The 23511-nt window shown below is 54.9% G+C and carries 24 protein-coding genes and 1 pseudogene; 6 read left to right on the top strand and 19 right to left on the bottom strand.

What is annotated here, in order from left to right; translation table 11 throughout:
- Positions 1-96 precede the first annotated feature (96 nt).
- Entirely contained in the window at positions 97-927 is an 831-nt protein-coding gene (locus tag KO116_RS07545; RefSeq protein ID WP_035560275.1) for a helix-turn-helix transcriptional regulator, read from the top strand.
- Between the two features lie 29 nt (positions 928-956).
- Complete coding sequence (locus tag KO116_RS07540; RefSeq protein ID WP_045812095.1) at positions 957-1610, top strand: LysE family translocator; 654 nt, start codon at positions 957-959, stop codon at positions 1608-1610.
- On the opposite strand, the gene KO116_RS07535 is transcribed toward KO116_RS07540, so the two are convergent.
- The 3 genes from KO116_RS07535 to trpB form a co-directional block, all read right to left on the bottom strand.
- Positions 1552-1872, bottom strand: a complete 321-nt coding sequence (locus tag KO116_RS07535; protein ID WP_035560271.1) for a hypothetical protein — start codon at positions 1870-1872, stop codon at positions 1552-1554. The two genes, KO116_RS07540 and KO116_RS07535, sit on opposite strands and share 59 nt — an antisense overlap.
- A gap of 123 nt (positions 1873-1995) precedes the next feature.
- Positions 1996-2835, bottom strand: coding sequence for a tryptophan synthase subunit alpha (trpA, locus tag KO116_RS07530; RefSeq protein ID WP_035560268.1), 840 nt, complete (start codon positions 2833-2835; stop codon positions 1996-1998).
- 20 nt (positions 2836-2855) lie between these two features.
- Positions 2856-4085 carry a tryptophan synthase subunit beta gene (gene trpB, locus KO116_RS07525; protein WP_035560265.1) on the bottom strand — a complete coding sequence of 410 codons (1230 nt, stop codon included), beginning with the start codon at positions 4083-4085 and terminating at the stop codon, positions 2856-2858.
- A gap of 147 nt (positions 4086-4232) precedes the next feature.
- Here trpB and KO116_RS07520 point away from each other — a divergent pair, with 147 nt between their 5' ends.
- Positions 4233-5222, top strand: a complete 990-nt coding sequence (locus KO116_RS07520; RefSeq protein WP_035560262.1) for a LysR family transcriptional regulator — start codon at positions 4233-4235, stop codon at positions 5220-5222.
- 123 nt (positions 5223-5345) lie between these two features.
- On the opposite strand, the gene KO116_RS07515 is transcribed toward KO116_RS07520, so the two are convergent.
- Positions 5346-5945 (bottom strand): class I SAM-dependent methyltransferase, encoded by a 600-nt coding sequence (locus KO116_RS07515; RefSeq protein ID WP_035560259.1) that lies wholly within the window; start codon positions 5943-5945, stop codon positions 5346-5348.
- Between the two features lie 41 nt (positions 5946-5986).
- Entirely contained in the window at positions 5987-6928 is a 942-nt protein-coding gene (locus KO116_RS07510; protein ID WP_035560256.1) for a LysR family transcriptional regulator, read from the bottom strand.
- Positions 6929-7034: 106 nt separating this feature from the next.
- Here KO116_RS07510 and KO116_RS07505 point away from each other — a divergent pair, with 106 nt between their 5' ends.
- Entirely contained in the window at positions 7035-8018 is a 984-nt protein-coding gene (locus tag KO116_RS07505; RefSeq protein WP_035560252.1) for an aldo/keto reductase, read from the top strand.
- 18 nt (positions 8019-8036) lie between these two features.
- Here the strand turns inward: KO116_RS07505 and KO116_RS07500 are convergent, their stop codons facing one another.
- From KO116_RS07500 to KO116_RS26275, 9 genes are all read right to left on the bottom strand, one after another.
- A complete protein-coding gene (locus KO116_RS07500; protein WP_035560410.1) occupies positions 8037-8666 on the bottom strand; it encodes an SDR family oxidoreductase in 630 nt (209 codons plus the stop codon).
- A gap of 169 nt (positions 8667-8835) precedes the next feature.
- Positions 8836-10521, bottom strand: coding sequence for a restriction endonuclease subunit S (locus tag KO116_RS07495; RefSeq protein WP_035560249.1), 1686 nt, complete (start codon positions 10519-10521; stop codon positions 8836-8838).
- Positions 10518-11999, bottom strand: a complete 1482-nt coding sequence (locus tag KO116_RS07490; protein ID WP_035560246.1) for a type I restriction-modification system subunit M — start codon at positions 11997-11999, stop codon at positions 10518-10520. Before KO116_RS07490 ends, KO116_RS07495 begins: the two co-directional genes overlap by 4 nt.
- A gap of 73 nt (positions 12000-12072) precedes the next feature.
- Positions 12073-14598 carry an EcoAI/FtnUII family type I restriction enzme subunit R gene (gene hsdR, locus KO116_RS07485; RefSeq protein WP_035560243.1) on the bottom strand — a complete coding sequence of 842 codons (2526 nt, stop codon included), beginning with the start codon at positions 14596-14598 and terminating at the stop codon, positions 12073-12075.
- Between the two features lie 697 nt (positions 14599-15295).
- On the bottom strand, positions 15296-16726 hold the full coding sequence (locus KO116_RS07475) for an IS1182 family transposase (protein WP_035560241.1): 1431 nt from the start codon (positions 16724-16726) through the stop codon (positions 15296-15298).
- 67 nt (positions 16727-16793) lie between these two features.
- The gene (locus KO116_RS25445) at positions 16794-17441 is read right to left on the bottom strand and encodes a hypothetical protein (RefSeq protein WP_052703741.1); all 648 of its coding nucleotides are present in this window, start codon (positions 17439-17441) and stop codon (positions 16794-16796) included.
- A gap of 109 nt (positions 17442-17550) precedes the next feature.
- Positions 17551-17799, bottom strand: coding sequence for a DUF4113 domain-containing protein (locus KO116_RS07465; RefSeq protein WP_045812094.1), 249 nt, complete (start codon positions 17797-17799; stop codon positions 17551-17553).
- A gap of 278 nt (positions 17800-18077) precedes the next feature.
- Positions 18078-18227 carry a hypothetical protein gene (locus KO116_RS25295; RefSeq protein ID WP_158414203.1) on the bottom strand — a complete coding sequence of 50 codons (150 nt, stop codon included), beginning with the start codon at positions 18225-18227 and terminating at the stop codon, positions 18078-18080.
- A 215-nt stretch (positions 18228-18442) separates the two neighbouring features.
- Positions 18443-18592 (bottom strand): hypothetical protein, encoded by a 150-nt coding sequence (locus KO116_RS26275; protein WP_442905822.1) that lies wholly within the window; start codon positions 18590-18592, stop codon positions 18443-18445.
- A 100-nt stretch (positions 18593-18692) separates the two neighbouring features.
- On the opposite strand from KO116_RS26275, the gene KO116_RS26060 reads away from it, so the two are divergent.
- Positions 18693-19373, top strand: coding sequence for an aminotransferase class I/II-fold pyridoxal phosphate-dependent enzyme (locus KO116_RS26060; protein ID WP_158414202.1), 681 nt, complete (start codon positions 18693-18695; stop codon positions 19371-19373).
- Positions 19321-19752, top strand: coding sequence for an aminotransferase class I/II-fold pyridoxal phosphate-dependent enzyme (locus KO116_RS26055; RefSeq protein ID WP_158414201.1), 432 nt, complete (start codon positions 19321-19323; stop codon positions 19750-19752). Before KO116_RS26060 ends, KO116_RS26055 begins: the two co-directional genes overlap by 53 nt.
- 202 nt (positions 19753-19954) lie before the next feature.
- On the opposite strand, the gene KO116_RS25725 is transcribed toward KO116_RS26055, so the two are convergent.
- The 5 genes and pseudogenes from KO116_RS25725 to KO116_RS07445 all read right to left on the bottom strand — a co-directional run bounded on the left by KO116_RS25725 (position 19955) and on the right by KO116_RS07445 (position 23489).
- Positions 19955-20029 (bottom strand): hypothetical protein, encoded by a 75-nt coding sequence (locus tag KO116_RS25725; RefSeq protein WP_235272554.1) that lies wholly within the window; start codon positions 20027-20029, stop codon positions 19955-19957.
- A gap of 43 nt (positions 20030-20072) precedes the next feature.
- Positions 20073-20601: pseudogene (locus KO116_RS25015) on the bottom strand (NAD(P)/FAD-dependent oxidoreductase); the annotation flags it as partial.
- Between the two features lie 79 nt (positions 20602-20680).
- Complete coding sequence (locus KO116_RS07455; RefSeq protein WP_035560239.1) at positions 20681-21607, bottom strand: electron transfer flavoprotein subunit alpha/FixB family protein; 927 nt, start codon at positions 21605-21607, stop codon at positions 20681-20683.
- 69 nt (positions 21608-21676) lie between these two features.
- On the bottom strand, positions 21677-22426 hold the full coding sequence (locus KO116_RS07450; protein ID WP_035560236.1) for an electron transfer flavoprotein subunit beta/FixA family protein: 750 nt from the start codon (positions 22424-22426) through the stop codon (positions 21677-21679).
- A gap of 196 nt (positions 22427-22622) precedes the next feature.
- Positions 22623-23489, bottom strand: a complete 867-nt coding sequence (locus KO116_RS07445) for a VOC family protein (RefSeq protein ID WP_035560232.1) — start codon at positions 23487-23489, stop codon at positions 22623-22625.
- Between the last annotated feature and the right edge of the window lie 22 nt (positions 23490-23511).

Genomic DNA, 23511 nt, shown 5'->3' with positions numbered 1-23511 from the left:
ACCACTGCCCTCCCCCAGCCGATTAGCAATTATGTACAAGCATTCGGGTACGGGGTTGGCATAAGCTAGGTGGTGTGACTAATCAGGAGGGGCGGCATGAGTAACGCAAGCCGGTTTCAATTTATCAAAAGCCAGCATGTGCCAACGCTAACGGTGCTTCACGCGGCCATTGAGGATTTCAGCTACGACCGCCATGCCCATGAGGAGTATGCTTTCGGTGTCACCCTGGCGGGCCGTCAGGATTTCTTCAGCGGCGGGCGGTTTCACCGTAGCTCTCCAGGCAACGTTATTCTATTTAATCCCGAGCAAGTTCACGATGGCGAACCAGGCGGCGAGCACGCGCTGGATTACCTGATGGTGTATGTGCACCCTGAACAGGTCAACGCGCAGTTTGCGGAAGTCCTGGGTCACGAAAAAATGGCTAGCTTTCGTTCGGATAGCACGCTGATTCAGGATGCCCAATTGCGCAACGCCATTTTAGAACTGGCGCGGTTGGTCACGTCTCACGCCGGTAGCTGTATCGATCAGGAGAATGCGCTTTATCAGGTTATCGAGCGAACCGTGCAACTCGGCGGGGTTTCTCAGCCCAACCAGGTGCTCACCCGCCCCGATGCCCTGCTGGGCCTGGCGAAAGCGTATATTCACGCCCACCTGGATAGGGATATCTCCCTTGATGACATTAGCCAAGCGGCGCATATCTCCAAATACCACTTCTTGCGACTGTTTCGTCAGCAGTACGGCATCACGCCGCACCAGTATGTGATCAATTGCCGAATCAATGCGGCCCGCGCTGCCCTGGATGTTGGCGCCTCGTTAACCGAGGTCGCTTTGCGCTATGGCTTTGCGGACCTTAGCCATTTCAACCGTCGCTTTAAGCGCATTTATGGCATGACACCCCACCAGTATCAGCGTGATATCGCGCGCTAACACTTAAATACGCAAACAGAGGTTTCACCATGTTAGCAATCGTCGCCTATGCCCTGGGCGTCATGTACACCCCTGGGCCTGTGAATCTGCTTGGCTTGAACGTTGGCATCAATGGCCAAGCCAGGCAATCGGTGGGATTTTGCCTTGGCGTGGGCACCGCGATGCTGGCGTATTTATTGGTCTTAGGTTGGGCAGGTGCTGCATGGATCGACGATGAGGCGCTGGTGGTAGTCAGCGCGCTAGGCTGCAGTTATATCGTTTATCTCGCGATCAAGCTTGCCCGATCAAGCGCGGATTTAAGTTCGCTAGACAATGCCCCACGGCTACTCAATTTTCGCGACGGGCTGGTCATGCAGTTACTGAATCCCAAAGCCATTGTGGCCACCCTGCCCATTACCACCCTGCAGTTTCCTGCCGCTGACATTCATGGGCTTAGTTTAGTGGTGTGGGCGTTCGGGTTGGCGCTGCTGGCCGCGGGCGCCCCCGGTAGCTATATCGCGATTGGCAGCGCGGTAGGCAGCCGTGTTAAGAGCACTGCAATCGTTAAGGGCTTTAATTGGTTAATGGCTGGGTTGCTGGTAGTAGTGGCGGTTTCGATAGGCGTAGAGCATGTATGGCTGCCGCTTACTGCCCGAAACTCATGCCCAGCCGTAGTGCTTGTAGGCTATCAAATTCGACCGTGACATCATCAGAAAACAGAGGGTGGCCCTGCACTGCCAAATCTAGCGTTGCTTGAGAGCCGCGATAAGTCACGGTGACAGCGATGTCTGCAGAGGTGCTAACCGGCGCCAGCACATCATACTCAACGTCATCGATGCTAACAGCGGAGAGGCCACGGTCATCCAGCTGTTCTTGGATTTCCCGCTCAACGACAACACCGTAATAGAAGTAAATGCCCGCGTAGCCAAGCGCTACTATGACGATTAGTGAAAAGAGCTTTCCCATTGTTTCTCTCAGTTTTATAGAATCTTGAAGGGTGACAGCGGATTGCTGGGCTGAAACCGGTGGCGGCGCCTCGCTGTGCGAGCATCGCCCATCAGCGACTCTGGGAGATTATCATCATCCGGGTTAAAACTGGTGTTCTTCACTCACCTCCCTACACGCCCTGACGCTTTCGGCCAACTCACTCACCAGGCCATGCACACGCTCTACGGCTTCATCAGGCGTGTTGGCATTTTCGATACAATCGACGAGCGCAGAGCCAACGACGACCGCGTCGCTATAACGGCCGATGGCGGCGGCCTGCTCGGCGGTACGAATACCAAAACCGACGGCGATGGGCAGTTCAGTATGTTTACGAAGCCCGGCTACTGCGCCTTCCAACCGTTCTGGCGTGGGCGCACTTCCACCAGTGACACCGGCAACGGAAACGTAGTAGATAAACCCGGAGGCATTGGCCAGCACTTTGGGCAGGCGCTTGGCATCGGTGGTCGGCGTGGCCAGTCGAATAAAATCAATGCCGTGTTGCGCCGCTGGCTGGCAGAGCTCTTCGTCGTGCTCGGGCGGCAGGTCTACCACGATCAGGCCATCGACCCCGGCCTTGGCGGCATCGGTCAAGAAGCGCTCGACGCCGTAGCAGTAAATGGGGTTGTAGTAGCCCATCAGCACAATGGGCGTGGTGCTGTCTTCTGCACGGAAGCGGCGCACCATTTCCAGCGTTTTGGCTTGTGTCTGGCCGTTATTCAAGGCACGCAGTGCGGCTTTCTGGATGGCGGGGCCATCGGCCATGGGGTCGCTGAACGGCATGCCGAGTTCGATGATATCCACCCCCGCTTTTGGCAGCCCGTGCAACAGGCGGCAGGATGTCTCGGCATCCGGATCGCCAGCGGTGAGGTAACTCACCAGCGCCGGGCGGTTTTGCTGCTTGAGCGCAGCAAAGCAGTTTTCAAGACGAGAGGTATGGGTCATGACGTTCTCCTGTGTCGCGCTCATAGCTGTTTAACCCCGAATTTTTCACCCAGGTGATGGGCGACGCTCATCATGTCCTTGTCACCACGCCCGCTGAGGTTGACCACCATTAAGTGCTCGCGGGGCAGGCTGGGTGCGCGCTTGGCCACTTCGGCCAGGGCATGAGCGGTCTCCAGTGCGGGGATAATACCTTCCTGTTGACAGCAAATTTGAAAGGCTTCCAGCGCTTCGTCGTCGGTGGCAGAGACGTACTCGACCCGCCCCTGCTCATGCAACCAGGCGTGCTCTGGCCCAATGCCGGGATAATCCAGTCCGGCGGAAATCGAGTGGGCGTCGATAATCTGGCCATCTTCGTTTTGCAGCAAGTAGGTGCGATTGCCGTGCAGCACGCCGGGGGTGCCGCCGTTCAGGCTGGCTGCATGCAGGCCGCTTTTCACGCCCTTGCCACCCGCTTCTACGCCAATCATCTTCACGTCGAGGTCATTCAGGAAGGGGTGAAACAGCCCCAAGGCGTTTGAACCGCCGCCAATGCAGGCCACCAGCGAATCCGGCAGGCGACCTTTCTTTTCCAGCATTTGGGCACGGGTTTCATGGCCGATCACGGCCTGAAAGTCACGTACCATGGCCGGGTATGGGTGTGGCCCCGCCACGGTGCCAATGATGTAGAAGGTGTCGTCGACATTCGTTACCCAGTCGCGCAGCGCTTCGTTCATGGCGTCTTTTAGCGTGCCGGTGCCCGAGGTAACGGGGATCACTTCCGCGCCCAGCAGCTTCATGCGGAATACGTTGGGCTGCTGGCGTTCGATGTCGGTTGCGCCCATATAGATGACACAAGGCAAACCGAAGCGCGCCGCAACGGTTGCGGTGGCAACGCCGTGCATGCCTGCGCCGGTTTCCGCGATGATGCGTTTTTTACCCATCTGCTTGGCCAACAACACCTGACCAATGCAATTGTTGATCTTGTGCGCGCCGGTGTGATTGAGCTCTTCGCGCTTCAAGTAAATACTCGCACCGCCAAAGTGCTCGGTCAGCCGCTCGGCAAAGTAGAGCGGGCTTGGCCGCCCCACATAATCGCCCTGAAAATAGGCCAATTGGCGCTGGAATTCGGGGTCGTTCTTGGCGGTGGTGTATTCGTCTTGCAGTTCAAGAATCAGCGGCATCAGGGTTTCGGCGACAAAGCGGCCGCCAAAGTTGCCAAACAAACCGTTGGCATCGGGCAGGCTCTGGGATACGTCTACAGGTTGATTCATCGCGACCTCTGAATGCGTTATCGAACTGTTCAGTAAAAACCGTTCAGTGAAAAACAATGTAATGAAAGTAGCGCAAGCAGGCCGGGATAAAAATCGATAAGATGTCAGCAACATGTGATTTTAAGTCAACTATCAGCAGGATAGCCCATGCAACACAGCATGCCGCCGCTTAGCGCCTTGCGCGCCTTTGAAGCCACCGCCCGTTTGGGTAGCGTGACCGCCGCTGCCAATGAGCTAAGCGTGACTCACGGCGCTGTTAGCCGCCAGTTAAAGAGTCTGGATGACCATTTTGGTGTCGCGCTTTTTGCCAAAGCGGGCCGAGGCATAGCGCTTACGCCACATGGCGAAAAGCTGCAAATCGGTGTGGGAGAGGCGTTCGACCGTCTCAAGGATAGTTGCGCAGCGCTCAAACGTGATGTGGAAGAAGCCCCCTTTACTCTCGCCTGCCCTGGCAGCCTGCTAGCACGCTGGTTGATTCCCCGCCTGGATCGCCTGCACCGCGAGCTGCCTGAGCTCAAGCTAAAAGTCGTGGTGAGCGAAAGCGAACAGCCGGGTACGCAAACGGATGCCAGCGCCACCCTGGCGTTTGCCGAGCCACCCTGGCCTGCGGGTGTGGAGGTATTCGAGCTGATGGCGGAGCAGATATGTGCAGTGGCGAGCCCGCAGCTGGCGGCCCAGTGCGATGCGACCAAGCCCGAATCGCTGCTTGCCAATAAGCTTTTATATACATCTTCCCGCCCCCAGGCATGGCCGCAGTGGGCCACTGCCAAAGGGCTAGAGCTGGCACAGCTTGAAACGGCGCTAAGCAAAGGCCAGGGGTTCGATCACCTTTACTACTTGATGGAAGCGGCAGTGGCGGGCCTGGGTATCGCCATCGCGCCGCGGCTATTGGTAGAAGACGACCTGAAGAGTGGCAGGCTGGTGGCCCCCTGGGGGAGTATTCAGACTCCTGCGCGCCTGTGCCTGTGGTTACCCAGCCAAACCGATAGCCGCCGTAGCGAGCCGCTGGCGAAGTGGCTCAAGCGGGAGTTGATAGTGCCTAGAGCAGAAGCTGAAAAAGAAACGCTGCAAGTTCTTCAAAACCAAGATTTAATGCAGCAAATCATGGCTTCCTCCGATACTCACAATCGGGGCTAAAGCTGCCAATTTTGCTCATTAAACAGACTGTTCTACCGATGCGATGACAAAACTATTTATATTTTGCCATCGGCGAGCATGACGATCAGTCCTGATGATATTTATTTGATAAAAAGCAACATGCTACCCCTTCTGCACTATCAAATAAGTATGCAACTCCGGATACTGGTCGTACTCCAGATGTCTGCACACCGCGCCTAGCGTAATCAGCAGGGACAAGAAGCCGCTGGTACCAAGCGTGGAGTAGTAAATTTCTGGCCCCATGAAGCTATCGGTGTGCTCACCGGGTTCGTCGGTACCCCCGAAAGAGAAGATCAGTACCCCACCCTTATTCAGGCTTCCGATAAGTTTGGTCATCACGCTTTCCTGCAGCGCTAGCGGAATATGCCAAATGCTGTCCCAGGCGGTGATAAAGTCGTATTTTTCCGGCGGCTGCCATTGGCAAATATCCTGATGGTGAAAGGTCACGTCAGGGTGCTTCTGCTTAGCGAGGCGCAGCATTTCATCGGAAATATCCACGCCTTCAGGCGTAAAGCCTTCTTGTTGCAAGAAGTCGATAAAGCGGCCGGTACAGCCGCAACCGATATCCAGCGCCCTGCCCCGATTTTTCACAAACGAAAGCGCCCTTTTGTGCGCCTCTATGCCGTTAGCGAGATTGAATTTTTCGCTTTGCCAAAGGTGAGTGATCTGATCGTAGGCGCTGCCAATATCAGTAGGTGTCATGGGTGGCCTATAGGATAAAAAGTGGAGACTTAGTGACTCTATCACCCACTCAAGCGTTCGCGGTTATTGGCCACCATTTCAGCCAGAAAGTCTGCCACGGCCCGAATGCGGCCTGACTGGGTAAGATCCGTCTGGATAACGAGATAGATGGGCTGATCTACGCCAATATCCGTAGCGACACAGACAAGCCCGGCCTCCCTGGCCAGAAAATGTGGCAATACCGCTATCCCCAGCCCCGCTTTGGCCGCCGCTAGCTGGGTCGCCAGCGAGGTGGTGGTTAGCGCCGGCTCCCGCCCTTGCAGAACCCGCTCAATCCACTGGGCGGCAGGCAGGTGCGCTTGCATGTCTCCCCAGGTAATAAAGGCGTCGCTGTCGTAATCGCCCGCGTCATGATGAATCTCACGCTGGGCCACATAACTGGGGCTAGCATAAAGCCCAAAACCCAGCGAGCCGAGGCGCCGAAGGGTGACATTGCCCCGCTCGGGCTTAACCATTCTAAGCGCCAGATCAGCGTCGCGGCGGTGCAGATTAACGGTGGTGATATCGGTCACCAGCTCAAGTGTGATGCCGGGGTACTGAGCATAAAACTGTGGCAATGCAGGCAGAATCAACGACGTGGCTAGGTTTTCAGCCGTGGCCAAGCGCACCCTACCGCTCAGTTGCGTAGCAAGTGCGCCTCCGCTCGAGAAGGCAGCTGCGGCGGCTTCCAGCGCTTCGGCTTTTTCGATTAGCCCGGCCCCTTCCTCGGTAAGCTGATAGCCCGACTGCTGACGAACGAACAACGGAAGCTTTAAGGCTTTTTCGAGCCGCTCGATACGCCGGGAGAGCGTCGCGATTCCCAGATGGAGTTCCGCTGCCGCGCCACTCAAAGTGCCATGGCGGGCCACCGCCAGAAAGGTGCGCGTGTCATCCCAGACCCACCCGCGGGGCATCTGATTTTCAAAACTGGAAAACGGTTTACCGAATTCGTTCATTTTTTTCATTATTGGATAGTGCCACGCTGTTATTACGCGTTTCAACAAGCGCTCGATAACGGCTCACGCTCTATTGATGGGCCATGGTTTCTTAAGTCATTACAGGAGACATAGCATGCAAACACGTACACTCGGCACCGACCTGACCCTCTCTGCCATTGGCTTAGGCTGCATGGGAATGAGCGAGTTCTACGGCCCCCGAGACGATAGCGAGTCGCTTCGGGTGTTGGCCCGGGCAGTGGAGCTGGGCATCGACTTTTTTGACACGGCGGATATGTACGGGCCACACCATAACGAGGAGCTGATTGGCCTTTTTCTTGCCAGCCATAAGCCAAACGTACGTATCGCCACCAAATTTGGCATTGTTCGTAACCCCGGTGAGTATCAGCGTCGCCTGGATAGCAGCGCCCAGTATGCCCGCCAAGCTTGCGAGGCGTCGCTGAAGCGGCTGGGCATCGAACAAATCGATATCTACTACGTTCACCGCGTTAACCCGGAAACCCCTATCGAAGAGACCATGGAGGGCTTGGCACAACTGGTTAAAGAGGGAAAAATTGCCCATATTGGCCTCTGCGAGGTTAGCGACGAGACCCTGCGCCGCGCACACGCCGTGCACCCGGTGACGGCGGTTCAAACCGAATACTCGCTCTGGACACGGGACGTAGAGCAAGCGGTACTGCCCACCTGCAAGGAGCTTGGCATCGGCTTTGTGCCCTACTCTCCTCTCGGTCGAGGGTTTTTGACGGGCAGGTTTCAAGAGAACGCTGATTTCGGCGAAGGTGATTTTCGTTCTAACCTACCGCGCTTCTCTGAACAGGCCCTGGACACTAACCGCCGAATCGCAGAGGTGATTGGTGACATGGCGTCACTCAAAGGCTGCACCCCTGCGCAGCTCTCGCTGGCCTGGCTACTTTCCAAAGGCGACAACATTGTACCGATCCCTGGCACAAAGCAGTTGCGCTATCTTGAAGAGAATGCGGCAGCGGCATCCATCCAATTAACCATCGATGAGCAGGAACAGCTCGAAGCGGCCACTGCACGCCTTCCGGTCATCGGCGAGCGCTATACACCGGAAGGCATGAAGGGGGTGAATGCGTGAGGAGCGGCTTGGGCCTGGCTACTGAATGATCTCGCCAATCGAACGTTTGCCATCCAGCAGCAGGTACTCCTGGTTTACCAAATCGGGCTTTTGCACAGCGTGAAGTAGCGCATGGGAAACGTTGGCGCGGGAGATTTGGTTGTCGCCTGCTTCCTCCAGTGAACTGGCAAACCGCTGACTGGCGGCTTCGTCGGTCAACCGCCCTGGCTTGAGAATGACGTAGGGAAGTCTGCTATTGCGAAGGTGAGCATCGGCGGCAAATTTTGCGGCCATATAGGGGCGCATTTTCTCGGGCGCGTCCAATGGCTGTTCTGCCCGCATGGCGCTAATCATGATGTAGCGGGAGAGACCTTTTTGCTTGGCGATATCGGCGGTACGAATGGCACCGAACAGGTCGATCATTAGGGTTTTGTCTGGACCGGTATGAGGGCCTGAACCCGCTGTAAAGACCACTTGGTCACAGCCATCAAAGGCATGCTCAAACTCGCCTTCTAAATCAGCTACCACGGTATCGATGCCGTGCTCTTTGAACCAAGCTGCCTGCCCTTCACTGCGAATCATCGCCTTGATGGGCGTGCCCGCTTTTTGGGCTAGCTCGCAAAACTGCTTGCCAATCTGTCCGTTCGCGCCAATCACTAACGTTGTCATAACATTACCGCTTTTCATAACATGTTATCCTTAATTAAAGTATTGATTAAATTAAAAAAATAGCCATGTAACAGTTTTAGACTTTTTTGAGCATCTGGACGCAGCTCAAAAATGGAGTTTGAGCAGATCCGCAGCTCTAAAAAGCGCTTTTATTTGCTTCTGTAAATCATTAACTGAGCGCCCCTTCCACTACCGCCCCCGCCAACTGGCAGCGGGCCTCGCTGGCTTGGTTCAGGCGTTCTTTGAGGTGGACACAGAGGGCCATCAGCTCATCGACTTTTTGGACGATGCGGTGTTGTTCTTCAAGGGGTGGCAAGAGTATAGGGAGTGACCAAAGCTTTTTTGAAATCAGCTTGCATGTGCCATGAGATGATCGGTCAACAAGTTCTACTACCTTATGTTTCGATGCCTGTAGGTACAAAAGTAGGTATTTGCTGATTTCATCAGGCGGGGTCAGTGCCTTCATATCTTGGTTAATTGTTACTTCACTTTCAGTGATCGCAACTGGGAAGGAGTGTGCCAAAATCATTCCCCGAACAACCATAATTAGGCTATTTTCAGGCACTAGCTTTAAGTTTGATTGGCTCAGGGCCTGCTCGGTAACTCTTATCTGGGAATCTTTTATTAGATGGCACTTCATGTCTTTTGGTGATACCCAAGGAATGCTTCCATTCCAAAACTCACCTTTGGACTTCGTAGGCGTAGAACCACCTAAAACTGTTCCTAGATTACCCAACGAAACCTCGGCCCACCCATTCAAAGAACAAGGCTTGCTTATAATGTAATGCTGCTTGAGCAGATTTATCACTGGCTCATCCCCCTCATCCTGCTCCACCAGCCGCCCCATTACTGCCAATTGCAGGATGCTCTGTTTAAGCTTGCCGATGCTTTGCTCAGTGGTAAACAGCGTGTCGAAGTGCTCGGCGAGGCGCGCCCAGTTGTCGGCCAGCTCGGTGGCGTTCGCGGATTGAGTTAAAGTGCCAAGCAAGGTTTCCACGAGGGTTTCGTGGGCGTCGAGCTGGTCGCTGGTTTGCTGTTCCAGCCTGTCGCAGATGGCCATCAGTTCATCGACTTTTTGGACGATGCGGTGTTGTTCTTCGAGTGGTGGGAGCGGCATGGGGATGGATGCCACTTTTGTGCCGGAAACCTCCTTGAAAGTTGTGCCGCTTGCGCTGGCATCGATATGTGGTGCGGACCGCTTCAAAAAATAATAAATGAACTGGTTCATCTCTTGGATGCGTGGAACACAAGACTTGAACCCTTGGTTGGTAGCAAGCTCTCCCGATGTTATCGCAACATACCCTATAGGCGCTCTACTGGAGAACAATACGCTTCCCAACGGCAACAATTGCGCAGAAGACTTAGCCAACCCGAGTTCGGAAATATCACGATTACCTGAAGCAATGAATTTCTCTTTGAGCCCGTAAAGGTCTGCAGGAGTTAGCCAAGGGATTCCCTTATCTGACCAGAAGGAAGGCTCACCGGATTTAGGTGTACCCCCTCCCACGATTTGACCAATCGCGCCCAAGCGAACCCATTGCCAACTAGATGGCAGGTTGAACTCAGCTTCCTCTGCAGAAATGCTGGCCACATGCTTAGGCTTTCTTATCCGCTTTGATTTAACTAGTTCTTGCTCAATATCTTTGATTCGGGTGAGAAGTGTGGGTGCAGGCTCATCATTCGGATTTTGCTCCACCAGCTTCCCACGCACTGCCAATTCTAAAATCAGCTCCCGAAGCTTCTTTATCCCCGTCAACTCAACCTTTCTATTACCCCCACGGCCACTGCTGGACTTCTTCGTTACCGCCCCGGCCCATAGATCCAGATGCTCCGTGATCAGCGTTTGTGCACTCATGCCTGCTCCCTCCCGTCACAGGTCAGCGCATCACCGAGGATGGTTTTCAGCTGGTCGAGCAGCTCTTGAATCTCAGACTGTTGTTGTTCGTACTTGGCCAGCAGCTCGTCCGGGTCGTGGCTTACCTCTTCGCCCTGCCAGGGGTTCTTGATATCTAGGTTGTAGTTACGCGCCTTGATATCGTCGATCGAGACCTTCCAGGCCTGATGGGTTTCCTCACGGCTGGCAAAGCCATCGGTTTCATCGCCCCACCAGTCGATCTCTGTCTGGAATTCGGCAAACTTCATCGGGCGGGTCTTGCTGTAGTTCTTGTAGCCTTCCGGGTAGGGGTGTTCGTAATACCAGATGTTTTCTGTTGGCTGGCCCTTGGTGAAGAACAGCAGGTTGGTCTTGATGCCGGTGTAGGGGTTAAACACGCCGTTGGGTAGGCGCACGATGGTGTGCAGGTTGCACTCCTCCAGCAGCTTTTCCTTGAGGCGGGTTTTCATGCCCTCGCCAAACAGAAAGCCATCCGGCAGCACCACGGCGGCGCGGCCGGTGTTTTTCAGCAGCTGGATAAACAGCGTCATGAACAGGTCAGCGGTTTCCCGGGTGCGGAAGGCGCTGGGGAAGTTGGTTTCAATACCGTCTTCTTCCATGCCGCCAAACGGCGGGTTGGCCACAATCACATCCACCCGCTCTTTCGGCCCCCAATCGCGCAGCGGGCGCGCCAGGGTGTTGTCGTGGCGGATCTGGTTGGGCACTTCAATGCCGTGCAGAATCATATTGGTGGTAGCCAGCAGGTGCGGCAGCGGCTTTTTTTCGACCCCATGGATGCTGTTCTGCAGGGTCTGTTCGTCCTGCAGGGTTTTCACGTAATAGCGGCGCTTGTGCTCGATGGTGCAAGTTAAAAACCCACCGGTGCCGCAGGCCGGGTCCATCACGGTTTCTTCCAGCTTGGGGTCGACCCGGTTAACCATAAATTCGGTCACCGCCCGCGGGGTGTAGAACTCACCGGCGTTGCCCGCGCTTTGCAGGTCTTTGAGGATCTGTTCGTAGAGTTCGCCCAGCTCGTGGCGCTCGGCAGACTTGTTGAAGTCGACGCCGCTTTGCAGGCGGTTGATCACCTGGCGCATCAACTGGCCAGATTTCATGTAGTTATAAGCATCCTCGAATACATTACGAATCACTACGCCGCGAATATCGTCGCCCTGGGGCTGTAGCTGCTGCAGGCCGGGGAAAAGGGTGTTATCGATAAAATCCTTGAGCTCGCCACCGGTCATGCCTTCCGGGTCGGCGGCCCAGTTCCGCCAGCGCAGCGGCTCGGGGATTGGCGAGCGGTAGTCATCGCTGAACATTTCCCACTCTTTCTCGCGGTCGTCGAAGATCTTCAAAAATAGTAGCCACACCAACTGGCCAATTCGCTGGGCGTCGCCGTCAATGCCCACGTCTTTCCGCATGATGTCTTGAATGGATTTAATCGTGGTACTTATTGCCATGATGAGGTGTGTTCCGTTGGCATGTTAATAGCGGCCTGCACAGGTGCAGGCCGCTAGCAAAAAGAGAATGGTATCAGGCCGGGGTCTGGTAAAGCGCGTCTTCCAGTTCATACAGGGCACGCTGGTAGCCCGGCTTGCCACCAAAGGCGTTAATTAGTTCCATCGGGGCGCCAAGCTCACTGAAGGGTGTCAGCGTCAGCACCTTGGGGTCTTCTATCGGCGCAATGCCCGAATCGGCGTATTTATCCACCAGGGATTCGAGCACCTGCCGGGCTTGGCCTTCGTAGCGGTTGAAGATATCGCGCTTTCTGACCTGTTCAGCCCGCTCGCGGCGGCTTAGCGGCGGTCGATCGAAGGCGATATGGCAGATCACATCGAAAGGGTCGGGTTCTTCTCCCCACTTCTGGCCCAGTTCGGCCACCAGCGCATCCCAGAAGATGCCCTCTTCGGCCAGCTCATCAAGAATCACTTGCTTGCGCTCGGCATCCTGCCAGCTACGCAAAAAGTCATCCAGGGAAGCGTACTGGGCTTTCACCTGTTTACGGGTGTAATCGCGCAGGCTTTCGGTAATCAGCTTGCCATCCGGCCCCAAATATTGAACGCGCTCGGCGACAATACTGACTTCCACGTCATCCACCACGTATTTGCGCCGTGGCTCGGGGCCTTCAGTGGTGCTCAGGCCGCCCACATCGTCAGATTCCCAGGTGGCGTTGTCGTCGACATCGTACTCGGCCCAGTCCGTCTCGACACCTTCTGCGAGCACGTCCGTCGTGTCTTGTGCGTCAGCCTGTTCTTCATCCAGTCCGCCGGTTTGCTCGTCTTCCGGCACGATGGGCGCGTCATCGGAATAAGGCTGGTAGACCTGTACTGGCTCGCCATCGAAATCCGGGTCGGCGAACAGTTCGGTGGCTTTCTTGAAATCCAGAATCGTGAACCAGTGCTTGTGGTAGTCGTCGTTGATGCGGGTGCCCCGGCCAATAATCTGCTTGAACTCAGTCATCGACTGAATGCGCTGGTCGAGCACAATCAGCTTGCAGGTCTGGGCATCCACGCCGGTGGTCATAAGCTTGCTGGTGGTGGCGATCACCGGGTAGCGTGATTCGGGGTCGATGAAGTTGTCCAGTTCGGCCTTGCCTTCCTGCTCATCGCCGGTAATACGCATGATGTATTTGCGGTTCTCAGCCACCCGCTTAGGATTGAGGTTCACCAGGGCTTGGCGCATACGCTCGGCATGGTCGATATCTTCACAGAAGACGATGGTTTTCTGGTAGGGGTCGGTGCTTTCCAGCAGCTCGGTGAGTTTTGCCGCGACCAGTTGGGTGCGTTTTTCCAGCACCAGCTGTTTATCGAAATCCTTCTGGTTGTAGATGCGGTCTTCAATCTCCTGGCCATGCTTATCCCGCTGGCCCTTGCTGGGCCGCCAGCCCTGAAGGTCTTTGTCGATATCCACCCGCACCACTTTATAGGGCGCAAGAAAGCCATCCTCGATGCCCTGCTTGAGCGAGTAGGTGTAAAGCGGTGCGCCGAAGTAATCGATGTTCGAGACTTCCTTGGTCTCTTTGGGCGTTGCGGTTAAGCCGATATGCGTTGCCGCTCTGAAGTAATCGAGAATCTTGCGCCAGGCGGAGTCTTCCGCAGCACTGCCCCGGTGGCACTCGTCGATCACAACCAGATCGAAGAAATCTGGTGAGAACTGCTTGTATATGTTCTGAATGTCTTCTTTACCGCTAAGAGCTTGATACAGCCCAAGATAAATCTCGTAAGAGGCATCCACTTTATTGACCCGATCTTTACCCCTTTTCACAGCCAGGGTGATATCTAGCTTTTGACCATCTTTCTCAACACCTCCTGCTTTTGCCGAAAGCTTCGCCATCGCACCTTTAAAAGGCTTGAAGTCGTTGTTCATGGTCTGGTCGACCAGAATATTGCGGTCAGCCAGGAAAAGAATCCGTTTCTTCTGGCGTGACTTCCACAGCCGCCAGATGATCTGAAAGGCGGTGAACGTCTTACCCGTGCCTGTCGCCATTACCAGCAGAATGCGATCCTGCCCCCGTACCACCGCCTCGACGCTACGGTTGATAGCAATGCGCTGGTAGTAACGCGGGCTTCGGCCGCTGCCGTCATCAAAATAGGGCTGCTCAACCACCGGGCGAGCCGCGGGCTGAATGCCTTTGTATTGGCAATAGCGCTCCCATAGCTCATCAGGAGACGGAAACTCGGCCAACGTCATCATGGTTTCGGTTTGCCCACCCAGCCCCGTGCGGTCGTGGAACAGGAAACCATCACCGTTGCTGGAAAACACAAAAGGCACATCCAATGCATCGCTATAGGCCAGAGCCTGCTGCATGCCATCACCCAGGCTGTGCTTGTTGTCTTTGGCTTCTATCACCGCAATCGGCTGGTTTTTCTGGAAGCTCAGCAGGTAGTCGGCACGGCGCTTTTTGCCCCGGGTATGTAGCCGTCCGCGCACGATAATCCTACCTGCTGTAAACGTCACCTCTTCCCGAATTTGCGTCTGGATATCCCATCCCGCCCGCACCAACGCCGGGGTAATGAATTTGGTGCAAATATCGCGTTCGCTGAGGGTTTTTATATCCATGGCATAGCCTACTTATCTAGCGGGTGAGCTTATAGTACCAGCTTACGATACTCAGCCGACTTAAGCAGCTTGTGCTAGGCTAAAGCGTATTAGGGTTGGGGGGCTAGGCTGGGAGGGAAAGATGAAGGTTATCGAAAAAGTGACAGCTGATGCCGTGACAGATGTGGTATGTGATGTATGTCTTACCTCAACCCCCGTAGCGGATGAGGGGCTTGAATTTGCCACACTTCAAACGCATTGAGGCTATGGCACTCAACATGACGGCGAACGGTACGAACTGCACTTCTGTGAAAGCTGCTTTTTTAGTACCTTAGCGTTCTTAAAACAGGAACGGCGTGTGCAAAACTTATTCAGTGAAGATGCCTGTGCTGATGTAGTTAAAGCGGATGGCAACTTGGGTCTAATAGCGGCTGATGACTATTTCCGAGATCACAATGGTAAACCTACTGATAGATAGCCGCGACATGAGTAGTTACAAAGGGGCAGCTGACGGCCGAGGCTGTGTGAAAACCTAAAAATCAGTTGGCGGTGACAGTGTTCAGTCGTATTGGCACGACTACCGGCTAACAAGCCAGATCAGAACGCTTTCATTTCTTATGCCAAATCCGACGTTAATCGAGATAAAGCCTAAGAAGCGCTTACTAAAGAGCGTTATTGGCTACCACAAGCTTGGCAGAGCTAGGTCCGGACTAAGGCCTTATGCCCGCAATGCCTGGATCAAACCCTTGGGGCCGAGGATATTTATGACGCGCTTCATGTTGTAGGCAAGCACATGAAGACTCATTTCCGTTCCGACGTTTTTAAGCCCTTTGGTTAAAAAGTGCGTCGCACCCATCCACGCTTTCAACGTGCCAAAGGGATGTTCAACCGTTTGACGACGGATGCGCATTATATCCGGCGTCTGATCCAGACGTGATGTTACCGCCTCCAGTACCTCTTCGTGTTCCCAGCGTCTGATGCGCCGATAGATACCCGTGGTGCACTGCGACTTCATTAAGCAACTCGGACAGGCTGAACTCCAATAGCAATGTAGCGTCTGGCCTTTTTCGACGTTCTTGAAGCGCCAAATCAGGCGCTCCCTTGCAGGACAGCGATATTCGTTACGCTCTTTCACGTATTGGAACGCTTCCCTGGGAAACATGCCTTTGGCCTGGTTCGGCGAGGTTTTGGGCTTAGGGAGATACGTCGTAATACCGGCCTCATGACACGCAAGAATTTCATTACCTGTAAAATAACCGCGATCAGCGACGACGTGGAGATCACTGACGCCGCTAGCATCGCGTGCTTGCTTGGCCATCCGATAAAGTTGACGCCGGTCACTACCGACATTAGTGACTTCATGGGCGACAATCAGGTGATGCTGGCTATCGACAGCCGTCTGAACGTTGTAGCCCACGATTCCTGTTCCTCGCGTCGTCATGGAGCGAGCATCTGGGTCCGTCAACGAGATTTGCTGATCAGGGGCCTCGGTCCTTTGAATTTCAATGGATTGCAGTTGCTGGACTTCTTCTGTGAGGGAGGCGATCTTTTCCTTCAACCCTGCCGTCTGCGCTACTGTGACAACGGTGGAGCCTTGATCCATTGCGTCGAGTTGGCGTAAATAGCGCTCAATACTCTTATCGATTTCTTCTGCGCGGCGTTTCATTTTGGCCAAGGTAAAGTTGCGGTCTCGATTGTTGACTGCCTTAAATTTGCTGCCATCGATTGCCATGACCGATTGTGAGAAAAGCCCTAGACGCCGACATATAACGACAAAGTCTCGACAGGTGGCTTGGATCGCTTTGCCATTGTGCTTGCGGAAATCGGCAATCGTTTTGAAGTCCGGCGCGAGGCGCTCCGTTAGCCACATGAGTTCAACATTACGCTGCGCCTCACGTTCAAGTCGGCGGCTGGACTGCACGCGGTTGAGGTAACCGTAAAGATAGATTTTTAACAGTACAGCGGGGTGGTACGCGGGACGTCCAGTGGCATGAGGATCAATACCTTTGAAACCCAGCTGTTTGAGGTCGAGAGCGTCCACAAAAGCTTCAATGGCCCGAACCGGGTTGTCTTCAGTAACGAAATCATCCAGAAGCTCAGGAAACAACGTAGCTTGGGAACGAGATTCACCTGCGACGAAACGTTTCATCGGTACCTCCCACGATCTGTCATGGGTAGAGTATAGCGACAGCTACGTTTTCACACAGCCTCGGTCGTTAACTGTCATTAGCCTTCCCACACTCTACCTGCAACACAAGCTCGTACACTCGCGTAGGATCTTCCTCGATACACAGATTTGGGCTTTTGCTGCCAAGCTGAGGGTGCGCTGTTTTCATCCAGCGCCTTGCCTGCACTTCATCCATTGCTTGAGCCGCTGCTTCCCAAATATCTTCTCGACAAGGAGTATCGATAACTTCTCTCCCGACGTCATTAGTGTGCTGCCACGCCTGAATATCGTCAGGCTCCGGGGCATTTGGGTCGCATTCATTTAGCAGTATGTTGAGCCGAGCGGGTCTAACCGTTGAAGCGTCTAATGCGTCTTTCGAGTTTTGCAACAGTGCGTCTCGTAGCCAGGCATCCACTGCTTCACAGACTTGATCATTTTCTTGCGGAGGAACTACAGCGGAGCTATTGCCACTTTGGCGGATGAAAAGATGCTCGGGGACGTGAAGCGCAAGACCGCCACGGAGATAAACTACAATTTCACCGCTCATATCGGGCAGGTATGCATCACCGCTTTGTAAGCACTCTAGTGCTTGCCGAAACGTTTCTAACGGCTGAGGGAAGCGATCACGTATATCAAAAGCGCGGTAAGCAAATACGCTTTGTAAATGGTTGTGATTAGGCGGCTTGGCTGATGGCATTCTGAGCTCCAAATGCATTTCGCACTGCTATTTTCTAAACCACCTTAGCACCAGATTACTAGATTTGCTCATCATTCTGAGCTTATTTCATTAGAATCGCTGTCACTTATTACCTGACGTTAACGAGCTCGTCCCAGCGCGTAGTATATCGAGGCGTGCGGTGTTCAAAGCGCAGCGACCAGGCATTATCAGCATGAGGTAGGCCTAGCTGTATCGTACCTCGGCCTAATTCTCTATTGAGACGATCTACGGTGACCATCAGCTGCTCGCTTCGTTTGGCCTCGGCCTCGGCTTCTGTTTGCGGTTTTTCCGCCAGTGTCAGTTGGCGGTTAGCTTTCGGAGAGTGGCCTAACAGCATCACTCCTACTTTGTGGTAGGTATAGCCGCAGCCCTTGAACAGCTGCTTGAATCAAGGCGCGGCTATCGTCCGTAGATCGTTCGAGGGACACCACCACGCGGTTACTGTATTGAGGCAAGTCGTTACGAAAAGCATTCGTGCGTACGGATACCATCACCGAACTGGTGACACTGTGCTAGTTGCGTAATTTTTCGCCCCTGCCCTGGCGGCGTGTTGTCGAAGCGCTTCACGTAGATCGTGGGGGCTTGTAGTGAGGCGTTCGAACGAGCGGGAGACTATTATTTGCTGTTATGCTTGCTCATATCGTCCAGTTGAATAGCGGGCTTTCCGCGCAACTCCCAAACGATGCGTTCCTGCACCACGTTGAAGTGTCTGCGAATTTGCTTTGGGTCTGTTTCACGAAGCTGCCAAGCCGTCTCGATCCCCATTAACCTTAATCGTTCGCCAGTGCGACGAGCAATGCCCTATAGCTCGGTGACCGGGATTTGCTTGAGAAGCGCCTGCGTCGATGGACTATCCACCGTTAGCTCACAAACATCTTTATCACGGTAGCCGGGGTGCTTCTTTGCTGCGTGATTCGCCAGTTTGGCCAGCACACGGGGAGGCGCGAAGCCGACCGAAACAGGAATACCCGTTCTTTACCCTACCGTCTGCGTAAGTTTTGTCCGTAGGCTTCTAGGGTCGTAGGATCAAAGCCCTGAAACCCCACAAAGCTTTCGTCGATAGAGTACACCTCTACATCCGGCGAATACTCGCCTAGCACCTCGGTGACCCTCTGGACATATCGCCGCATAGTGCGTAATTACTCGATAGCAACGTCGCTTGGCGACGGATAAACGGAGGCAGTAGATGCTTGGCTGTGCTCGCCGTCCCAGGCAGGCGAGCAGGAAGGATTGAGTCCCGAAACAGCATTGGTCGATCTCGCCCATGGAAACCCCAATCCGCAATGGCTACCCGAGCTGACGGGGCTACTGGCCGAATGCTTGCCTAAGCCGTTTTTGTATGGTGAGGACACGATCCTTCCCGAACTACGCCGATGGGGGCTTGATTGGCTCAAGCCGGATTGCCCGTCCCATCACGAGATGGAGCTGACGCATGGCGCTGTCGACGCTATTGAGCGTCTAGCGGTTGCGCATCTAGTGCCCGGCGACCAAGTAGCCGTGGAAGATCCTTGCTTCTTAGGTACCATCAATGCGTTGCGATTGGCCAGCATGCAGACCGTGGGCGTCGAAATCGACGACGCGGGCATGTGCCCAGAGGCATTAGAGGCAGCCTTGGATAAGGGCGTGCGGGCGGTGCTGGTCACACCACGCGCTCACAATCCGACGGGTTGCAGCCTGTCCAAACATCGCGCAGACGCTTTGAAACGGGTTCTCGCAGCGCATCCGAATGTGTTGATTATCGTCGATGACCACTTTGCTCTGCTGGCCGAGACGCCGTATCACTCCATCATCCCGACCACCACAGCCCGCTGGGCGCTGATACGCTCTGTCTCCAAAGGCTTGGGGCCGGACCTGCGCCTTGCCTTCGTGGCCTGCGATTTGGCAACGGCGGACGGCTGCGAACCCGACTAGCCCCTGGAATGACCTGGGTGAGCCCATTCTTCAGGCGCTCGTTAGCGCCTGCCTGACGTCAAAGGATGTCCGCAAACGACTCGACAAAACGCGCAGCGAGTACGCACGACGCCGCGAAGAGTTGAGTACGGCCTTACAAGCTCAGGGAATTGACGTACTGCCTGTCTCGGGCGGTTTCAATGTACGGGTGCCGCTGCCCCAGGACGCGAAGGATGTGGCCTACGCCCTCGCCAAGAAAGGCTGGCTGGTTCGGCTGGGCAGCACTTTCGAGGTGCAAGGCTCTGTTGAGGCGATCAGGGTCACGGTGTCCACGTTGCAAGATGGCCAGGCGCAACGCTTTGCGGTGGATCTAAAATCGTGCTTTGCACGTAGGCCATGACGGGAGGCATGCAGGCCCTATCAGCTCTAGCTGTTAGAGTTGTTCGCTGCGGGTGGCTAGATCGCTCTGTACGATCCGAGGTAGGGTTTCACCATCCAGTTAATCCGGTTATCCATAAAGTGTCATCCTCCAGCTACTCCGGATACCCATTAATTGGATAATAACAGCGGCACCGCTGGGTTATGTGCGTTTCAGACAGGTACTAATCAATTACCCCCGGATAACGCTTTTTAGCTCGGTAGAGGCGATAAATCGTTATGGAATTGGTCAAAATCACGAGTGCTTCGGCCAGTGTCCCCCCGAACGAGCCAGTTAGGCTATGACTTCATGGCCATGTGTAGGCCATTGGTCTTGGCGAAGTTGAGGGTGCCGGCGTCGCAGCCGATCAGTAGACCGCCGGGGAAGACCATCTTCGGTAGGCAGTTGAGGCCGCCCTTGGCGATGGCCGGGCACCGTAGGCGATCCGTTTGCCGCCCTCGAGATGTTTCGCCAGCACTGGGTGATGCTTCATGCGCTGGAACTCGTCGAAGGGGGAGAGCCAGGGGTTCTGGTAGGAGAGGTCCATGATCAGGCCCACCACCACTTGCTGGTTGTCGCCGTGGTAGAGGAGCCAGCCGCCGTGGGGTACTAGTCCAGCGGCCAGCCCGAGCCGTGAAGGGTCAGGCCCGGCTCATGCTGCTCGGCGGGTATGTCCCTCAGCTCCATGCCCGCCATGTGACCATCCTTGAGCAGGTATACTTCGTCGCGTCTGGCCGGAGTGGTCAGCGGCACGCCACGCTCCTCCCAGGCAGGGAACAGCTCGACCAGGGTGCGAGGCTCGAAGATGTCGCCGGAGAGGGTATGGAACCCGCTTCAGATCCCTTGGTAGAGGTCTGCAACGGTGTCACCTGATCGGAGAGAGTGACGAGCAATCTGATCAGAGTCATTGCTACAACTTGTTCTCTAGTTCCGGCAGCGCCTTGAAGAGGTCCGCGTTCAGGCCATAGTCGGCGACCTGAAAGATCGGTGCCTCCTCGTCCTTGTTGATCGCTACGATCACCTTGGAGTCCTTCATGCCCGCCAGGTGCTGGATTGCCCCGCTGATGCCCACTGCGATGTAGAGCTCGGGGGCAACGATCTTGCCGGTCTGCCCCACCTGCATGTCGTTGGGCACGAAGCCAGCGTCCACAGCGGCGCGGGAGGCGCCAATGGCGGCGCCCAGTTTGTCGGCAATGCCGTCCAGCAGTTTGAAGTTGTCGCCGTTGCCCATGCCGCGTCCGCCGGAGATGACGACCTTGGCACCGCCCAACTCGGGACGATCGCTCTGCGCCAGCTCCTCTTTCACGAAGCTGGACTGGACGTTGTCGGCAACGAAATCGATCGTCTCAAGGGTGGCACTGCCACTCTCACCGACCGCATCGAAGCCGGTGGTACGCACAGTGATCACTTTGAGTGCATCCTCACTTTTGATCGTGGCAATGGCGTTACCGGCATAAATGGGACGTTTGAAGGTGTCGGCACTCTCCACGGCGATGATGTCGGAGATTTGACTGACATCTTTGAGGGCGGCTAAACGCGGCAGGACGTTTTTGCCGGTGGTGGAGGCGCTGGCCAGCACATGGCTGTAGCCATCGGCTAGCTCAACCAGCAGCGCGCCCATGGGCTCGGCCAGCTCGTGGGCGTAAACGGCGTTATCTGCGACGCGCACTTTGCTCACGCCGTCCAGCTTGGCGGCGGCTTCGGCGGCGGCTTGAACGCCTTCACCGGCCACCAGAACGTCGATATCGCCACCAATGGCGTGGGCGGCCGCCACGACGTGGGCAGTGGCGCCCGCCAGTTGGCCTTCGTGTAGATCCGCAAGTACCAGAATGCTCATGGCATCAACTCCTTTCAAGGCTCTTTGCTAAAGTACGGTTTTCAAAGCACTTATCTTAAAGAGCTTATCTCAAAGAACTTTGGCTTCGTTTTTCAGTTTGTCGATCAACTCGTCTACCGAGGCGACTTTGACACCGCCTTTGCGCTCGGCGGGCGACTCGACGTTGAGCAGACTGACCTTGGAGGGAACCTCGACGCCGTAGTCGGCGGGGGAGTTGACCTCCAGCGGCTTTTTCTTGGCCTTCATGATGTCGGGGAGCTTGGCGTAGCGCGGTTCGTTGAGGCGCAAGTCGGTGGTGACAATCGCCGGCAGCGTCAGCGCGATGGTTTGCAGGCCGCCATCGATTTCACGCGTCACGTTAACCTTGTCGCCGTCCACCACTACTTCAGAAGCAAAAGTGCCTTGCGGCAGGCCGGTCAAGGCGGCAAGCATCTGGCCGGTTTGGTTGTTATCGGTGTCGATGGCCTGCTTGCCAAGAATGACCAAGCCTGGCTGTTCTGTTTCGACTACTTTGGTCAGTAGCTTGGCTACGGCCAGGGGCTCGGCGCGCACGTCGGTTTCGATATGAAGTGCGCGATCTGCTCCCAGTGCCAAGGCGGTACGCAGTTGTTCCTGGGCAGCTTTGGGCCCTACGGTGACGGCGACGACTTCTGTCGCCACACCCTTCTCTTTCAGGCGTACCGCCTCTTCCACGGCAATTTCGCAGAAGGGGTTCATGGCCATTTTGACGTTGGTGAGGTCAACGTCGGAGTGATCCGCTTTGACGCGGATTTTGACGTTGTAGTCGATGACGCGCTTTACCGCGATGAGAATCTTCATGTAGCAACCTCTAGGATTAAAAAACTTGCATCAAGGTAGCCTTGGCCTTGATCTCGTTGTTATTCGCTAACGTTTCTTTCGCATGATCAGGGACCTCCCAGCCGACTCAGTCAGAACTTGGCGGCTGGCCCGAATTTCGGGGATCATTTTAAGCGAATTGATAAAATATCCGAATTAGCTCAGAAACGTGCGTGCATTAATCTGAATCTAGAGGGGTGACTCGATCGGGCTTGCCAGACCATTGCCAAGCCAGTGTCTTCCGAGACACTCCTATTAGAACTCCATTGAGCACGGATGGATGAAGCCAAAGCCCATCGCGTTCGACCGGCGTATCGGTACGGCGAACATAGCGTGCACCGTGGCGCTCCAAGCGGGAAATGATGTCGGCAAGGTCGCTAGTTTCGACATAGCACATGTAAAGGCCATCACCATGCTTGGAGGAAAACCGCCCCATTGGATAGGCAGGATCATGGGCCTCGGATAGTTCGATCCTATCGAGATGTTCGTCATCGAACATCAGTAGGCTACCTTCATAACCAAAGCGTGGAAACGATATTCCAACGCGGCGATTAGCGTTCAGTCCAAAATAATCAGAATAGCCATCAGCAACCTTAGTCCATTTCGTTTTCAATACGACAGTGAGTTCATAAAGAAAGGCGGTCAGAGCATTTTCCTGTCCGGAGGCCGGTTCGCTTGACTCACTTACAGTAAGAGGAAGGCCATATAGCTGTTCACCACTAATGTAGATACGCCCATCGGCCTTGGAATAATCAATGGAGTTTTGTTTCAGTTGCTCTGCAAATAGGTCAAGATTAGCAACTGCCACCCCACCGAATAACAATCCTTCGCCGGAGCGATGAAGTCGTTTCATGGCAGGCCCGTCACCATACGGCTTGACTAGTTCGACCCAGCTTGTACCCAATGCCATCAATCTAATGTCGGCGTTTAGAAAGTCGCTGCGATAGTCTCGAACTGGGGAAGCGCCCAGTATATTGCTGTAATTAGTCTGCGCCTCATCCAGGTTATTGACGACAACCAGAATTCGATCAACCGATTTTAACATGAGAAGTACCCCATCTTGTTAT

The sequence above is a fragment of the Halomonas sp. KO116 genome, from assembly GCF_000734975.2.
Taxonomy (GTDB): Bacteria; Pseudomonadota; Gammaproteobacteria; order Pseudomonadales; family Halomonadaceae; genus Vreelandella; species Vreelandella glaciei.
The sequence above is the reverse complement of the archived record's forward strand: the minus strand, read 5'-3'. Positions and strand labels throughout refer to the sequence as shown.

Coding starts and splice junctions, on each gene's coding strand:
- KO116_RS25445 (WP_052703741.1), bottom strand. CDS start 17,441: ATGCCATCAGCCAAGCCGCCTAATCACAACCATTTACAAAGCGTATTT.
- KO116_RS07450 (WP_035560236.1), bottom strand. CDS start 22,426: ATGAAGATTCTCATCGCGGTAAAGCGCGTCATCGACTACAACGTCAAA.
- KO116_RS07505 (WP_035560252.1), top strand. CDS start 7,035: ATGCAAACACGTACACTCGGCACCGACCTGACCCTCTCTGCCATTGGC.
- KO116_RS07535 (WP_035560271.1), bottom strand. CDS start 1,872: ATGGGAAAGCTCTTTTCACTAATCGTCATAGTAGCGCTTGGCTACGCG.
- KO116_RS07510 (WP_035560256.1), bottom strand. CDS start 6,928: ATGAAAAAAATGAACGAATTCGGTAAACCGTTTTCCAGTTTTGAAAAT.
- KO116_RS07455 (WP_035560239.1), bottom strand. CDS start 21,607: ATGAGCATTCTGGTACTTGCGGATCTACACGAAGGCCAACTGGCGGGC.
- hsdR (WP_035560243.1), bottom strand. CDS start 14,598: ATGGATATAAAAACCCTCAGCGAACGCGATATTTGCACCAAATTCATT.
- trpA (WP_035560268.1), bottom strand. CDS start 2,835: ATGACCCATACCTCTCGTCTTGAAAACTGCTTTGCTGCGCTCAAGCAG.
- KO116_RS07540 (WP_045812095.1), top strand. CDS start 957: ATGTTAGCAATCGTCGCCTATGCCCTGGGCGTCATGTACACCCCTGGG.
- KO116_RS07465 (WP_045812094.1), bottom strand. CDS start 17,799: ATGCTGTTAGGCCACTCTCCGAAAGCTAACCGCCAACTGACACTGGCG.
- KO116_RS07445 (WP_035560232.1), bottom strand. CDS start 23,489: ATGTTAAAATCGGTTGATCGAATTCTGGTTGTCGTCAATAACCTGGAT.
- KO116_RS07475 (WP_035560241.1), bottom strand. CDS start 16,726: ATGAAACGTTTCGTCGCAGGTGAATCTCGTTCCCAAGCTACGTTGTTT.
- KO116_RS26275 (WP_442905822.1), bottom strand. CDS start 18,592: ATGCGGCGATATGTCCAGAGGGTCACCGAGGTGCTAGGCGAGTATTCG.
- KO116_RS07490 (WP_035560246.1), bottom strand. CDS start 11,999: ATGGCAATAAGTACCACGATTAAATCCATTCAAGACATCATGCGGAAA.
- KO116_RS07520 (WP_035560262.1), top strand. CDS start 4,233: ATGCAACACAGCATGCCGCCGCTTAGCGCCTTGCGCGCCTTTGAAGCC.
- KO116_RS25295 (WP_158414203.1), bottom strand. CDS start 18,227: ATGGGGATCGAGACGGCTTGGCAGCTTCGTGAAACAGACCCAAAGCAA.
- KO116_RS07545 (WP_035560275.1), top strand. CDS start 97: ATGAGTAACGCAAGCCGGTTTCAATTTATCAAAAGCCAGCATGTGCCA.
- trpB (WP_035560265.1), bottom strand. CDS start 4,085: ATGAATCAACCTGTAGACGTATCCCAGAGCCTGCCCGATGCCAACGGT.
- KO116_RS07495 (WP_035560249.1), bottom strand. CDS start 10,521: ATGAGTGCACAAACGCTGATCACGGAGCATCTGGATCTATGGGCCGGG.
- KO116_RS07500 (WP_035560410.1), bottom strand. CDS start 8,666: ATGACAACGTTAGTGATTGGCGCGAACGGACAGATTGGCAAGCAGTTT.
- KO116_RS07515 (WP_035560259.1), bottom strand. CDS start 5,945: ATGACACCTACTGATATTGGCAGCGCCTACGATCAGATCACTCACCTT.